This window comes from Enterobacter sp. CPE_E1241, assembly GCF_045618265.1.
GTDB classification, from domain to species: domain Bacteria; phylum Pseudomonadota; class Gammaproteobacteria; order Enterobacterales; family Enterobacteriaceae; genus Enterobacter; species Enterobacter adelaidei.
The window spans coordinates 3335794-3350146 of sequence record NZ_JBIWYV010000001.1 but is presented as its reverse complement, the minus strand read 5'-3'; the positions used below and the strand labels follow the sequence as shown (position 1 = coordinate 3350146).

General features: G+C 56.0%; 13 protein-coding genes. 11 read left to right on the top strand and 2 right to left on the bottom strand.

What is annotated here, in order from left to right:
- The first annotated feature begins 6 nt into the window (after positions 1 to 6).
- The 8 genes from nuoG to nuoN all read left to right on the top strand — a co-directional run bounded on the left by nuoG (position 7) and on the right by nuoN (position 10032).
- Entirely contained in the window at positions 7 to 2730 is a 2724-nt protein-coding gene (nuoG, locus tag ACJ9Y9_RS16355) for an NADH-quinone oxidoreductase subunit NuoG (RefSeq protein WP_028016246.1), read from the top strand.
- Positions 2727 to 3704 (top strand): NADH-quinone oxidoreductase subunit NuoH, encoded by a 978-nt coding sequence (gene nuoH / locus ACJ9Y9_RS16350; protein ID WP_008500211.1) that lies wholly within the window; start codon positions 2727 to 2729, stop codon positions 3702 to 3704. The genes nuoG and nuoH overlap by 4 nt, the downstream gene beginning before the upstream one ends.
- Positions 3705 to 3717: 13 nt before the next feature.
- Positions 3718 to 4260 carry an NADH-quinone oxidoreductase subunit NuoI gene (gene nuoI / locus ACJ9Y9_RS16345; RefSeq protein WP_003861491.1) on the top strand — a complete coding sequence of 181 codons (543 nt, stop codon included), beginning with the start codon at positions 3718 to 3720 and terminating at the stop codon, positions 4258 to 4260.
- A 10-nt stretch (positions 4261 to 4270) separates the two neighbouring features.
- Positions 4271 to 4825 carry an NADH-quinone oxidoreductase subunit J gene (gene nuoJ / locus ACJ9Y9_RS16340; RefSeq protein ID WP_014170993.1) on the top strand — a complete coding sequence of 185 codons (555 nt, stop codon included), beginning with the start codon at positions 4271 to 4273 and terminating at the stop codon, positions 4823 to 4825.
- A complete protein-coding gene (gene nuoK / locus ACJ9Y9_RS16335; protein WP_003861496.1) occupies positions 4822 to 5124 on the top strand; it encodes an NADH-quinone oxidoreductase subunit NuoK in 303 nt (100 codons plus the stop codon). The genes nuoJ and nuoK overlap by 4 nt, the downstream gene beginning before the upstream one ends.
- Positions 5121 to 6962 carry an NADH-quinone oxidoreductase subunit L gene (nuoL, locus tag ACJ9Y9_RS16330; RefSeq protein ID WP_028016247.1) on the top strand — a complete coding sequence of 614 codons (1842 nt, stop codon included), beginning with the start codon at positions 5121 to 5123 and terminating at the stop codon, positions 6960 to 6962. Before nuoK ends, nuoL begins: the two co-directional genes overlap by 4 nt.
- Before the next feature lie 76 nt (positions 6963 to 7038).
- Positions 7039 to 8568 (top strand): NADH-quinone oxidoreductase subunit M, encoded by a 1530-nt coding sequence (nuoM, locus tag ACJ9Y9_RS16325; protein ID WP_028016248.1) that lies wholly within the window; start codon positions 7039 to 7041, stop codon positions 8566 to 8568.
- Between the two features lie 6 nt (positions 8569 to 8574).
- A complete protein-coding gene (nuoN, locus tag ACJ9Y9_RS16320) occupies positions 8575 to 10032 on the top strand; it encodes an NADH-quinone oxidoreductase subunit NuoN (protein ID WP_028016249.1) in 1458 nt (485 codons plus the stop codon).
- A gap of 36 nt (positions 10033 to 10068) precedes the next feature.
- Here the strand turns inward: nuoN and ACJ9Y9_RS16315 are convergent, their stop codons facing one another.
- Both ACJ9Y9_RS16315 and rbn read right to left on the bottom strand, forming a co-directional pair.
- A complete protein-coding gene (locus ACJ9Y9_RS16315; protein WP_028016250.1) occupies positions 10069 to 11073 on the bottom strand; it encodes a chemotaxis protein in 1005 nt (334 codons plus the stop codon).
- A gap of 64 nt (positions 11074 to 11137) precedes the next feature.
- Complete coding sequence (gene rbn, locus ACJ9Y9_RS16310; protein ID WP_028016251.1) at positions 11138 to 12055, bottom strand: ribonuclease BN; 918 nt, start codon at positions 12053 to 12055, stop codon at positions 11138 to 11140.
- A gap of 71 nt (positions 12056 to 12126) precedes the next feature.
- On the opposite strand from rbn, the gene ACJ9Y9_RS16305 reads away from it, so the two are divergent.
- The 3 genes from ACJ9Y9_RS16305 to menF all read left to right on the top strand — a co-directional run bounded on the left by ACJ9Y9_RS16305 (position 12127) and on the right by menF (position 14339).
- Entirely contained in the window at positions 12127 to 12588 is a 462-nt protein-coding gene (locus tag ACJ9Y9_RS16305; RefSeq protein WP_028016252.1) for a GNAT family N-acetyltransferase, read from the top strand.
- Between the two features lie 53 nt (positions 12589 to 12641).
- Positions 12642 to 12947 (top strand): stress response protein ElaB, encoded by a 306-nt coding sequence (gene elaB / locus ACJ9Y9_RS16300; protein WP_028016253.1) that lies wholly within the window; start codon positions 12642 to 12644, stop codon positions 12945 to 12947.
- A 96-nt stretch (positions 12948 to 13043) separates the two neighbouring features.
- Entirely contained in the window at positions 13044 to 14339 is a 1296-nt protein-coding gene (gene menF, locus ACJ9Y9_RS16295) for an isochorismate synthase MenF (protein ID WP_028016254.1), read from the top strand.
- Positions 14340 to 14353 lie beyond the last annotated feature (14 nt).

Here is a 14353-nt window from a genome sequence, read left to right as displayed (position 1 = left end):
ATGCTAATGGCTACGATTCATGTAGACGGCAAAGAATATGAGGTCAACGGGGCGGACAACCTGCTGGAAGCTTGTCTGTCGCTCGGCCTTGATATTCCGTACTTTTGCTGGCATCCGGCGCTGGGCAGCGTCGGTGCTTGCCGCCAGTGTGCGGTGAAGCAATATCAAAACGCGGAAGACACGCGTGGTCGCCTGGTGATGTCCTGTATGACGCCAGCCACCGAAGGCACCTTTATTTCGATTGATGACGAAGAAGCTAAACAGTTCCGCGAAAGCGTTGTGGAATGGTTGATGACCAACCACCCGCACGACTGTCCGGTCTGTGAAGAAGGCGGTAACTGCCACCTTCAGGATATGACCGTCATGACCGGTCACAGCTTCCGTCGCTATCGCTTTACCAAGCGTACCCACCGTAACCAGGACCTGGGGCCGTTCATCTCTCACGAAATGAACCGCTGCATCGCCTGCTACCGCTGCGTGCGTTACTACAAAGACTACGCAGACGGCCAGGATCTGGGCGTATATGGTGCGCATGACAACGTTTACTTCGGTCGTCCGGAAGACGGTACGCTTGAAAGCGAATTCTCCGGTAACCTGGTAGAAATCTGCCCGACCGGCGTATTCACCGATAAAACCCACTCCGAGCGCTACAACCGTAAATGGGACATGCAGTTTGCACCAAGCATCTGCCAGCAGTGTTCTCTCGGCTGTAACACCAGCCCGGGTGAACGCTACGGCGAACTGCGTCGTATCGAAAACCGTTATAACGGTACCGTTAACCACTACTTCCTGTGCGACCGCGGTCGTTTCGGCTATGGCTATGTGAACCTGAAAGACCGTCCGCGTCAGCCGGTTCAGCGCCGTGGCGATGACCTGATCACCCTGAATGCTGAACAGGCGATGCAGGGCGCGGCAGATATTCTGCGCCAGTCGAAGAAAGTGATCGGTATCGGCTCCCCGCGTGCCAGCATCGAAAGCAACTTCGCGCTGCGTGAGCTTGTTGGGGCGGAAAACTTCTACACCGGTATCGCCCAGGGCGAGCAGGAACGTCTGCAACTGGTCCTGAAAGTGCTGCGTGAAGGCGGTATTCATACCCCTGCGCTGCGCGAAATCGAATCTTATGATGCAGTTCTGGTGCTGGGTGAAGATTTGACTCAGACCGGTGCTCGCGCGGCTCTGGCGGTTCGTCAGGCGGTGAAAGGGAAAGCACGTGAAATGGCAGCAGCACAGAAAGTGGCTGACTGGCAGATTGCTGCAATCCTGAACATCGGTCAGCGCGCGAAACATCCTCTGTTTGTGACCAACGTCGACAGCACCCGTCTGGATGATATCGCGGCGTGGACCTACTGCGCCCCGGTTGAAGATCAGGCCCGTCTTGGCTTCGCCATTGCCCACGCGCTGGACAACAACTCGCCGGCCGTTGAGCTGGATCGCGACCTGCAAAACAAGGTTGACGTGATTGTTCAGGCCCTGGCGGGTGCGAAGAAACCGCTGATTATTTCTGGTACTAACGCCGGAAGCGCGGAGATCATTCAGGCGGCAGCGAACGTTGCCAAAGCCCTGAAAGGCCGCGGTGCTGACGTTGGCGTGACCATGGTTGCCCGTGCGGTTAACAGCATTGGTCTGGGTATGATTGGCGGCGGCTCGCTGGAAGCTGCGTTGAGCGAACTGGAATCCGGTGCCGCTGACGCCGTTGTGGTGCTGGAAAACGACCTTCATCGCCATGCGTCTGCCGCACGCGTTGACGCCGCGCTCTCCAAAGCGCCGCTGGTGATGGTGGTTGACCATCAGCGCACCGCGATTATGGATAAAGCGCACCTGGTCCTCTCTGCGGCAAGCTTCGCAGAAAGCGACGGTACGGTTATTAACAACGAAGGCCGCGCGCAGCGTTTCTTCCAGGTTTATGACCCGGCGTACTACGACAGCAACACCGTGATGCTGGAAAGCTGGCGCTGGCTGCACTCCCTGCACAGCACCGTGCAGAGCCGTGAAGTGGACTGGACGCAGCTCGACCACGTTATCGACGCGGTTGTCGAAAAACTGCCTCAGCTGGCAGGCATTAAAGATGCTGCCCCTGAAGCGAGCTTCCGCATTCGTGGCCAGAAACTGGCGCGTGAACCGCATCGTTACAGTGGCCGTACCGCAATGCGCGCCAATATCAGCGTTCACGAACCGCGTCAACCGCAGGATAAAGACACTATGTTCGCCTTCTCCATGGAAGGGAACAACCAGCCGTCTGCACCGCGTTCACAGATCCCATTCGCATGGGCACCGGGCTGGAACTCCCCGCAGGCATGGAACAAGTTCCAGGCGGAAGTGGGCGGTTCTCTGCGTCACGGCGATCCGGGCGTGCGTCTGATCGAAGCCTCCGAAACTGGTCTGGATTTCTTCATGACTGTTCCGGCGAGCTTCCAGGCTCAGGAAGGGAACTGGCGTATCGCCCCGTACTACCATCTGTTTGGTAGCGACGAGCTGTCCCAGCGCTCTCCGGTATTCCAGCAACGTATGCCTCAGCCATACATCAAGCTCAACCCGGCGGATGCCGCGAAGCTTGGCGTTAATGCGGGCGCGAACATCGCCTTTAGCTACGACGGTCAGACAATCAGCCTGCCGCTGATTATCTCTGAAGGCCTGACAGCAGGGCAGGTGGGTCTGCCAATGGGTATGCCTGGCATCGCGCCGGTACTGGCGGGTGCGCGTCTTGATAATCTGCAGGAGGCAAAAGCATGAGTTGGTTAACGCCGGATCTTATCGACATCCTGCTGAGCATTCTGAAAGCGATTGTCATCCTGCTGGTGGTTGTCACCTGCGGCGCGTTCATGAGCTTTGGTGAACGTCGTCTGCTCGGTCTGTTCCAGAACCGTTACGGACCGAACCGCGTGGGCTGGGGTGGTTCACTCCAGCTGGTTGCGGACATGATCAAGATGTTCTTTAAAGAGGACTGGATCCCGCGCTTCTCCGACCGCGTGATCTTTACTCTGGCACCGATGATCGCCTTCACCTCGCTGCTGCTGGCGTTTGCCATCGTTCCTGTCAGCCCGACCTGGGTTGTGGCTGACCTGAACATCGGCATTCTGTTCTTCCTGATGATGGCAGGACTCGCGGTTTACGCGGTGCTGTTCGCAGGCTGGTCCAGTAACAACAAATACTCCCTGCTGGGCGCGATGCGTGCTTCCGCGCAGACGCTGAGCTACGAGGTGTTCCTGGGGCTCTCCCTGATGGGCGTGGTGGCGCAGGCCGGTTCATTTAACATGACTGACATCGTCAACAACCAGGCAGACATCTGGAACGTTATCCCGCAGTTCTTTGGTTTTATTACCTTTGCTATCGCGGGCGTGGCGGTGTGTCACCGTCACCCGTTTGACCAGCCAGAAGCCGAACAGGAACTGGCCGACGGTTACCACATTGAATATTCCGGTATGAAATTCGGTCTGTTCTTCGTGGGCGAGTACATCGGTATTGTCACCATTTCCGCGTTGATGGTAACGCTGTTCTTTGGTGGCTGGCATGGCCCGTTCTTACCGCCGTTCATCTGGTTCGCGCTGAAAACCGCGTTCTTCATGATGATGTTCATTTTGATTCGCGCAGCGTTACCTCGTCCGCGTTATGACCAGGTAATGTCCTTCGGCTGGAAAGTGTGCCTGCCGCTGACGCTCGTCAACTTGTTGGTAACGGCCGCTGTCATTCTCTGGCAGCAGCCATAAGGGGCTATAGACCATGACCTTAAAAGAATTACTGGTAGGCTTCGGTACCCAGGTACGCAGTATCTGGATGATCGGCCTGCACGCGTTTGCGAAACGCGAAACCCGGATGTACCCGGAAGAACCGGTATATCTGCCGCCGCGCTACCGTGGCCGTATCGTGCTGACGCGCGACCCGGACGGTTCCGAGCGCTGCGTTGCCTGTAACCTGTGTGCGGTAGCGTGTCCGGTCGGCTGTATCTCTCTGCAAAAAGCAGAGACGGTAGACGGCCGCTGGTATCCTGAGTTCTTCCGCATCAACTTCTCACGCTGCATCTTCTGCGGCCTGTGTGAAGAAGCGTGCCCAACCACGGCGATTCAGCTGACTCCAGACTTCGAGCTGGGTGAGTACAAGCGTCAGGACCTGGTGTACGAGAAAGAGGATCTGCTGATTTCCGGTCCGGGCAAATACCCGGAATATAACTTCTACCGGATGGCGGGTATGGCAATCGACGGCAAAGATAAGGGCGAAGCAGAGAACGAAGCTAAGCCTATCGACGTCAAGAGCCTGTTACCGTAAGGAGAGGGCAATGGAATTCGCTTTTTATATCTGTGGCCTTATCGCCATCCTGGCTACGCTGCGAGTGATCACGCACACCAACCCGGTGCATGCGCTGCTGTACTTAATCATTTCGCTGCTGGCCATTTCCGGGGTGTTCTTCGCACTGGGCGCGCACTTCGCCGGTGCGCTGGAAATCATCGTCTACGCTGGGGCCATCATGGTGCTGTTCGTGTTCGTGGTGATGATGCTGAACCTGGGCGGCTCTGAAATTGAGCAGGAACGTCAGTGGTTAAAACCGCAGGTGTGGATTGGCCCGGCAATTTTGTCGGCCATCATGCTGGTGGTGATTGTTTACGCCATTCTGGGCGTGAACGATCAGGGCATCGACGGCACGCCGATCGGCGCGAAAGAGGTCGGTATTACACTCTTTGGCCCATACGTTCTGGCGGTGGAACTGGCGTCGATGCTGCTGCTGGCTGGTCTGGTTGTTGCCTTCCACGTTGGCCGCGAAGAGCGTGCTGGCGAGCTGCTGAGCAACCGCACTGACGACCGCGCGAAAAGAAAAACGGAGGAGCGCGCATGATCCCCTTAACACATGGACTGATCCTCGCTGCGATTTTATTCGTTCTGGGTTTGACCGGTCTGGTTATCCGCCGCAATCTGCTGTTTATGCTGATCGGCCTGGAAATCATGATTAACGCCTCCGCGCTGGCCTTCGTGGTCGCCGGAAGCTACTGGGGCCAGACCGATGGTCAGGTGATGTACATTCTCGCCATCAGCCTCGCGGCTGCCGAAGCGAGTATTGGCCTGGCGCTGTTGCTGCAGCTCCATCGTCGCCGCCAGAACCTGAACATCGATTCAGTAAGTGAGTTGCGTGGATGAACATGCTTGCCTTAACCATTATTTTTCCGCTGATTGGCTTCGTGCTGCTGGCGTTTTCTCGCGGCCGCTGGTCTGAGAATCTGTCTGCGACCGTAGGCATTGGCTCTATCGGCCTGGCTGCGCTGGTGACGGCGTATGCGGGCATCGACTTCTTCAACAACGGACGTCAGCCTTTCAGCGTGCCGCTGTGGACCTGGATGTCGGTCGGTGATTTCAACATCGGTTTCAATCTGGTGCTGGATGGCCTCTCGCTGACCATGCTCTCCGTGGTGACCGGCGTGGGCTTCCTGATCCACATGTTCGCTTCCTGGTATATGCGCGGTGAAGAGGGTTACTCCCGCTTCTTCGCCTACACCAACCTGTTTATCGCCAGCATGGTGGTTCTGGTGCTGGCCGATAACCTGCTGCTGATGTATCTGGGCTGGGAAGGCGTGGGTCTGTGTTCTTACCTGCTGATCGGTTTCTACTATACCGATCCGAAGAATGGCGCAGCGGCGATGAAAGCGTTCATCGTGACCCGTGTGGGTGACGTGTTCCTCGCTTTCGCGCTGTTCATTCTTTACAACGAACTGGGCACGCTGAACTTCCGCGAAATGGTGGAACTGGCGCCGGCGCACTTCGCAGCAGGCAACAACATGCTGTGGTGGGCAACGCTGATGCTGCTGGGTGGTGCTGTGGGTAAATCCGCACAGCTGCCGTTGCAAACATGGCTGGCCGACGCGATGGCGGGTCCAACCCCTGTCTCCGCGCTGATCCACGCTGCGACCATGGTTACCGCCGGTGTTTACCTGATTGCGCGTACCCACGGCCTGTTCCTGATGACCCCGGAAATTCTGCATCTGGTGGGTATCGTTGGTGCGGTTACGCTGGTGCTGGCAGGCTTTGCCGCGCTGGTGCAGACCGACATCAAACGCGTTCTCGCGTACTCCACCATGAGCCAGATTGGTTACATGTTCCTGGCGCTGGGCGTTCAGGCGTGGGACGCAGCCATTTTCCACCTGATGACACACGCGTTCTTTAAAGCGCTGCTGTTCCTGTCATCCGGCTCTGTGATTCTGGCCTGCCATCACGAGCAGAACATCTTCAAGATGGGCGGACTGCGTAAGTCCATCCCGCTGGTATATGTCTGCTTCCTGGTGGGCGGCGCGGCGCTGGCGGCACTGCCGCTGATCACTGCGGGCTTCTTCAGTAAGGACGAAATCCTTGCGGGTGCCATGGCGAATGGTCATATCAATCTGATGGTTGCGGGTCTGGTCGGTGCATTCATGACCTCCCTGTATACCTTCCGTATGATTTTCATCGTATTCCACGGTAAAGAACAAATTCACGCTCACGCAGGGAAGGGGATTACCCATCACTTGCCGCTGATTGTGCTGCTGGTACTCTCCACCTTCGTTGGCGCAATGATTGTGCCACCGCTGCAGGGCGTACTCCCGGACACCACCGAGCTTGAGCACGGTCGCGTTCTGACGCTTGAAATCACCTCCGGTGTGGTCGCTATCGCGGGCATTCTGATCGCTGCGTGGCTGTGGCTGGGTAAACGTACGCTGGTGACGTCTGTTGCCAACAGTGCGCCTGGCCGTCTGCTGGGCACCTGGTGGTACAACGCATGGGGCTTCGACTGGCTGTACGATATGATTTTCGTCAAACCGTTCCTGGGTGTTGCGTGGCTAGTGAAACGCGATCCACTGAACAGCATGATGAATATCCCGGCGATCCTTTCCCGCTTTGCAGGTAAAGGCCTGCTGTTCAGCGAGAACGGTTACCTGCGCTGGTATGTGGCGTCCATGAGCATCGGTGCGGTTGTCGTGCTGGCGCTGCTGATGGTGTTGCGTTGATCGTTAAGTGAATTTTATTCGAATTCGTTGAAAATCAGGCCCCTGCTGGGGGCCTTTAAAAGGAATGTAAATCGCCATGTTACTACCCTGGCTAATATTAATTCCCTTCATCGGCGGCTTCCTGTGCTGGCAGACTGAACGCTTTGGCGTGAAGATGCCGCGCTGGATCGCGCTGATCACCATGGGATTGACGCTCGCGCTTGGTCTGCAACTGTGGTTGCAGGGTGGCTACTCTCTGACCCAGTCTGCGGGTATTCCGCAGTGGCAGTCTGAGTTTATCCTGCCGTGGATCCCACGTTTCGGTATTACGATCCACCTGGCCATCGACGGTTTGTCGCTGCTGATGGTGGTGCTGACCGGTCTGCTCGGCGTTCTGGCGGTACTTTGCTCCTGGCGAGAAATCGAAAAATACCAGGGCTTCTTCCACCTGAACCTGATGTGGATCCTGGGCGGTGTTATCGGCGTGTTCCTTGCCATCGACATGTTCCTGTTCTTCTTCTTCTGGGAGATGATGCTGGTGCCGATGTACTTCCTGATCGCGCTGTGGGGCCACAAGGCGTCCGACGGTAAAACGCGTATCACGGCGGCAACCAAGTTCTTCATCTATACCCAGGCGAGTGGTCTGGTGATGTTGATTGCCATTCTGGCGCTGGTGTTTGTTCACCACGATGCGACCGGAGTCTGGACATTCAACTATGAAGACCTGCTGAAGACGCCTATGTCTCACGGCGTTGAATATCTGCTGATGCTGGGCTTCTTCATCGCCTTCGCGGTGAAAATGCCGGTGGTTCCGCTGCACGGCTGGCTGCCAGACGCGCACTCCCAGGCACCAACGGCAGGTTCCGTTGACCTGGCGGGCATCTTGCTGAAAACCGCAGCCTACGGTCTGCTGCGTTTCGCGCTGCCGCTGTTCCCGAACGCGTCCGCTGAGTTCGCGCCAATTGCCATGTGGCTGGGTGTGATCGGTATCTTCTACGGTGCCTGGATGGCCTTCACGCAATACGACATTAAGCGTCTGATTGCTTACACCTCCGTTTCCCACATGGGCTTTGTACTGATTGCTATCTACACCGGCAGCCAGCTCGCGTACCAGGGGGCGGTGATCCAGATGATTGCGCACGGTCTGTCCGCAGCCGGCCTCTTCATCCTGTGTGGTCAGCTGTACGAACGTCTGCACACTCGCGATATGCGTATGATGGGCGGTCTGTGGAGCAAAATTAAATGGCTGCCAGCGCTGTCCATGTTCTTCGCGGTGGCTACTCTGGGTATGCCTGGCACCGGTAACTTCGTCGGCGAATTTATGATTCTGTTCGGCAGCTTCAAAGTGGTTCCGGTCATTACCGTGGTTTCGACTTTCGGTCTGGTGTTCGCTTCCGTTTACTCGCTGGCGATGCTGCACCGTGCCTACTTCGGTAAAGCGAAGAGCGAAATTGCTGCACAAGAACTGCCGGGGATGTCGCTGCGTGAGCTGTTCATCATCCTGCTGCTGGTCGTACTGCTGGTGCTGTTGGGCTTCTATCCGCAGCCGATTCTGGATACCTCGCATAGCGCGATGGGTAACATCCAGCAGTGGTTTGTTAATTCTGCTTCTACTACAAGGCCGTAATTCGCCATGACAATAACTCCACAACAACTGATCGCGCTGCTACCGCTGCTGATCGTCGGATTGACGGTGGTGGTTGTGATGCTCTCCATTGCGTGGCGACGCAATCACTTCCTGAATGCGACCCTGTCCGTTCTGGGTCTGAACGCTGCGTTGGTTTCCCTCTGGTTTGTTGGCCAGGCGGGCGCGATGGATGTCACCCCGCTGATGCGCGTTGACGGCTATGCCATGCTGTACACGGGTCTGGTTCTGCTGGCGAGCCTGGCAACCTGTACCTTTGCGTATCCGTGGCTTGAAGGCTACAACGATAACAAAGAAGAGTTTTACCTGCTGGTACTGATTGCCGCACTGGGCGGCATTCTGCTGGCGAATGCGAACCACCTGGCCGCGCTGTTCCTCGGTATTGAGCTGATCTCTCTGCCGCTGTTCGGTCTGATTGGTTATGCCTTCCGTCAGAAGCGCTCACTGGAAGCGAGTATCAAGTACACCATTCTGTCTGCTGCCGCGTCGTCCTTCCTGCTGTTCGGTATCGCGCTGGTGTATGCTCAGTCTGGTAACCTCTCCTTCGTTGCGCTCGGCAAGAGCCTCGGCGACGGCATGCTGCATGAGCCGCTGCTGCTGGCGGGTCTGGGCATGATGATTGTTGGCCTCGGCTTCAAACTGTCTCTGGTTCCGTTCCACCTGTGGACGCCAGACGTATACCAGGGTGCTCCGGCACCGGTTTCCACCTTCCTGGCGACGGCGAGCAAAATCGCTATCTTCGGTGTGGTCATGCGTCTGTTCCTGTATGCACCGGTGGGTGAGAGTGAAGCGGTTCGCGTTGTGCTCGGCATTATCGCGTTCGTATCCATCATCTTCGGTAACCTGATGGCGCTGAGCCAGACCAATATCAAACGTCTGCTGGGCTACTCGTCTATCTCCCATCTGGGTTACCTGCTGGTGGCACTGATTGCGCTGCAAAGCGGTGAGATGTCGATGGAAACCGTGGGCGTGTATCTGGCAGGTTACCTGTTCAGCAGCCTCGGTGCGTTCGGCGTGGTAAGCCTGATGTCCAGCCCATACCGTGGCCCGGATGCGGATTCACTGTTCTCCTACCGTGGTCTGTTCTGGCACCGTCCGATTCTGTCCGCGGTGATGACAGTGATGATGCTCTCTCTGGCGGGTATCCCGATGACCTTGGGCTTTATCGGTAAGTTCTACGTGCTGGCCGTCGGTGTGCAGGCGCACCTGTGGTGGCTGACTGCGGGCGTGGTTATCGGCTCTGCAATCGGTCTGTATTACTACCTGCGTGTGGCGGTGAGTCTGTATCTGAGTGCACCTCAGCAACTCAACCGTGATGCCCCAACCAACTGGCAGTACAGCGCCGGTGGTATTGTGGTGCTGATCTCCGCGCTGCTGGTACTGATCTTCGGTATCTATCCGCAGCCGCTGATTGATATCGTGCAGCACGCGATGCCGCTGATGTAAAAACAAAAAACCCGCCTCGGCGGGTTTTTTTATGCTTTAAGCCAATTGCTTGCGACTAATCAACGGCCCATCAATCTTCTTCATCGAACGATCCAGCACTTCCTCAATCACCGACGACAGCTCGTTCAGCTCAAATTTCGCCACATACCCGTCAGCTTTCACTTTACGAATATGATCTTCGTTGGCGTTACCAGAAAGCGACGAGTGGATCACCACCGGAATATCTTTCAGTACCGGGTCGGTTTTGATTTTGCGCGTCAGCGTAAAACCGTCCATCTCTGGCATTTCGAGGTCGGTCAGCACCAGGGCAATTTTATCAGTGATCGGGACCCCTTCCGCCTGCGCCTGAGCAGCGAGAACGCCAATTTTTTCCCACGCATCTTTACCGGTGATATGTAGCTGCGCCGGGATCTCCATCGCCTGCAAACCTTTTTCCAGCATGGAGCGCGCGACTTTGGAATCTTCCGCGACAATCGCGACAGCACCCGGCTTGATATGGAATTTTGTGGTTTGCAGATTAGTGGCGTGCAGATCGTGGTTAGCTGGGGTGATGTCATACAGAATCTGCTCAACATCAAGCACCATCGCCAGTTCGTTGGTATCAGTCTTCTCGTCCAGACAGGCGATACTGGTGATGTAACGTCCGCTGACGGCGGTTTCCGCCGCGTGTACCTGTTTCCAGTCGAGGCGCATGATGTTCTCAACGGATTCCACGGCAAACGCCTGCACGCTGCGGGCATATTCTGTGATCAGCAGGATGTTGAGCCCCGTTGTCGGTTTACAACCCGCTACGGCGGCCAGGTCGATCACCGGAATCACCTGATCGCGAATATTCACCATCCCCATCAGCGGTGATTTCATCCCGGCGGGTTTCGTGAACTCTGGCATCGGCACAATTTCACGCAGCTTGAAAACGTTAATGCCAAAAAGCTCTGATTTGTTTTCGTCCAGAGACGTGCCCAGCCGGAATAACAACAGTTCAAAACGGTTCGACAGGGTCAGATTCGCCCTGTCATCAATATCTTTCTGGAAATTATCCATTCTACCCTCGAGAGAAATGCTGACCTTTTAATCGTTATCGGCATCCTGAGGGAAAAATGAAGGACTAAACGCTGACTTGAGTGAAATCTTCTGCCAGCTCACATTTCGGGAACACTGCGCGGCACTCAGCCAGCAGGCCTTCACATCCCCGAGCATCGTAGCGCGAGCTGACATGGGTAACGATCAGTTTCCCGACGCCTGCGTCACGGGCAAGCTGTGCCGCCTGACGGGTTGAGCTATGCCCACGGCTGTTGGCTTTCTCTTCCATGGCCGTTTCAAGCGTTGCTTCATGTACCATGACATCCACGCCCTGAGCCAGTCTCAATGCTGTCGGGCAGGGGGCGGTGTCGCCAAAAATCGCCAGTTTTTTGCCGGGCTGGGGTGCCGCGAGATAATCCTGACCATTGATAACGCGCCCATCCTCCAGCGTGACCGTCTCTCCCTGCTTCAGACGCTGGAACAGCGGCCCGGCCTTTACCCCCGCGGCGATTAACGCGGCGGCATCCAGTGCGCCGGGTTTGTCATGCGCTTCAATGCGGTAACCATAACACTCTACCGGATGGTTAAGAGGGTGAGCGGTGACGACATAATCTTCATCATCGAAAACCAGCCCCCCGGCGATCTCAACGACCTCCAGCGGATAATCAGTCCAGGACCCACTGAGGCGTAGCGTGGTTTCAACAAATTCCCGGATACCTGCAGGCCCGTAAATCGTCAGCGGATTAGCGTTCCCGGCCATTGAACGGCTGCACAGCAGGCCAGGCAGGCCAAACAGATGGTCACCATGCAGATGCGTGATAAAAATTTTATCCAGCTTGCCTGGGTGATAAGCGGTATGTAACAGCTGATGCTGTGTCCCTTCACCACAGTCAAACAGCCATAGCCCACCACGGGTTGGGTGTTTAAGATCCAGCAGAATCGCGGTCACATTTCGTGAGCGAGTTGGCACGCCAGCGGACGTACCCAGAAAAATCAGTTCCATAACGCAATCAGCCCTTTGCCGAACGGGGAGGGGTTTAGTATAACGTGATGAACCCCAGGAAGGAGACTGACATGATCCAGTGGCAAGATTTACACCATAGCGAGCTCACCGTTAATTCACTGTATGCACTGCTCAAACTGCGCTGCGAAGTGTTTGTGGTAGAACAGACCTGCCCGTATCAGGACATCGACGGCGACGATCTCGTCGGCGAGAACCGGCATATCCTCGGCTGGCGGGATAACGAGCTGGTGGCGTATGCGAGGATTCTGAAAAGCGAAGACGATTTCGAGCCTGTGGTGATTGGCCGCGTCATCATTAGCGGTAAGGCGCGCGGTGAAAAACTGGGCTATCAGCTGATGGAAAAAACGCTGGAGGCATGCCAGAAACAGTGGCCGGACAAGGCGTTATACCTGGGCGCGCAGGCGCACCTGCAATCTTTCTACGGTTATTTTGGCTTCACGCCGGTCACTGACGTATATGACGAAGACGGTATACCGCACATTGGCATGGCGCGGGAGGCTAAGCAGGCGTAATGGGTCGTCGTTGGCTATAGTTAGCGGACTGGTGTACTAACATGGAGAAAAATATGTCATTTCAATCCTGGGATACCCGTATCGATGACGACCTGACGTTATTGAGAGAAACGCTGGAAGAAGTATTACGTTCGTCGGGCGACCCTGCCGATCAGAAATATATTGAGCTGAAAGAACGTGCAGAACAGGCGCTAAATGACGTTAAAAACCGCGTCAGCCATGCGTCCGACACGTACTACTACCGCGCCAAAAAGGCGGTTTATCGTGCCGATGATTATGTTCACGAAAAACCGTGGAGAGGCATTGGTGTGGGCGCAGCTGTCGGGTTGGTGTTTGGGCTGCTTCTGGCTCGTCGTTAATTTTATGTTTAACGCTTAACCACTCCCTATACGTGGGTACTGCTATTTATAACCAGTACCCCGTATAATATGAGGTTTCAACAGGGAGAGGTTCGCGTGAATTCGATTTTCCTCGCGTTGGAGCACCTGCGTAGTCAGCTTACGCAAGCGTTACCCGCAATACCCGGTCTACGTCATTTCGACGTCACTTTCCCGTTAAACGACGCTTTCGATCCTCTTGCCTGGCTTGGCGCGCAGCAGTGCTATCCCCAGTTTTACTGGCAACAGCGTAATGGTGATGAGGAACTGGCTGCTCTGGGGGCTGTCACCCAATTCTCCTCGCTGGCGTTAGCCTCGCAGTTTTTGCGTGAGCAGAATGCGGCAAATGATACCCGTATTTGCGGCCTGAATGCATTTAACCCGGAGCAGGGCAGTCTCTTTTTACCTCGCCTGCTCTGGCGACGTTCCGCCGGAAATGCCACGTTGCGCCTGCAACTGTGGAGCGATGACTCTCTTCAGGACGATGCCCGCACCGCGTTGGATTTTCTGCAGCAACTCCATGCCGCCAGACCTATCCGCCCGCTATCTGTGCAGGTTGAGTGTGAAACCCATCATCCGCAAAAGCAGGAATGGCTAGAGCTTATCCGCAAGGCAACAGAGACTATCGCGCGCGGTGAATTTGAAAAGGTGGTCCTCGCCAGGGCAACCGATCTGCAGTTTAAACAGCGCGTTAACCCTGTCGCACTGATGGCCGCCAGCCGCGCCCTGAATTTAAATTGCTATCATTTCTGCATGGTTTTCGACGCCAGCAATGCGTTTCTCGGCTCAACGCCCGAGCGTCTCTGGCGGCGGCGGGGAAAATTGCTTCGTACCGAAGCGCTGGCGGGCACTGTCGCCAGTCATGTTGATGATAAACAAGCCCGGCGTTTGGGCGAATGGCTGCTGAATGATGATAAAAACCAACGCGAAAATATGTTGGTAGTGGAAGATATCTGTCAGCGCCTTCAGCACTTTACCCAGACGCTTGATGTGTTGCCTGCTCAGGTTGTGCGTCTGCGCAAAGTGCAGCATTTGCGCCGCTGTATCTGGACTGAGCTGAAACAGGCCAGTGATGAGCAGTGTTTACATATTCTGCAGCCTACGGCGGCCGTTGCCGGGCTGCCGCGTCAACCTGCACGGGCGTTTATCGAGAATGTAGAACCCTTTAACCGCGAGTGGTACGCCGGGTCGGCCGGGTATTTATCACCCGAACAAAGCGAGTTCTGCGTGGCGTTACGCTCTGCACGTGTCCAGGATGATGCCCTGCGGCTGTACGCCGGAGCCGGAATTGTCAGCGGGTCTGACCCGGAGCAGGAGTGGCAGGAGATAGAAAACAAAGCCGCAGGGTTGCGTTCTCTGCTCCTTAGGGATTAATACTGATTCGTGCA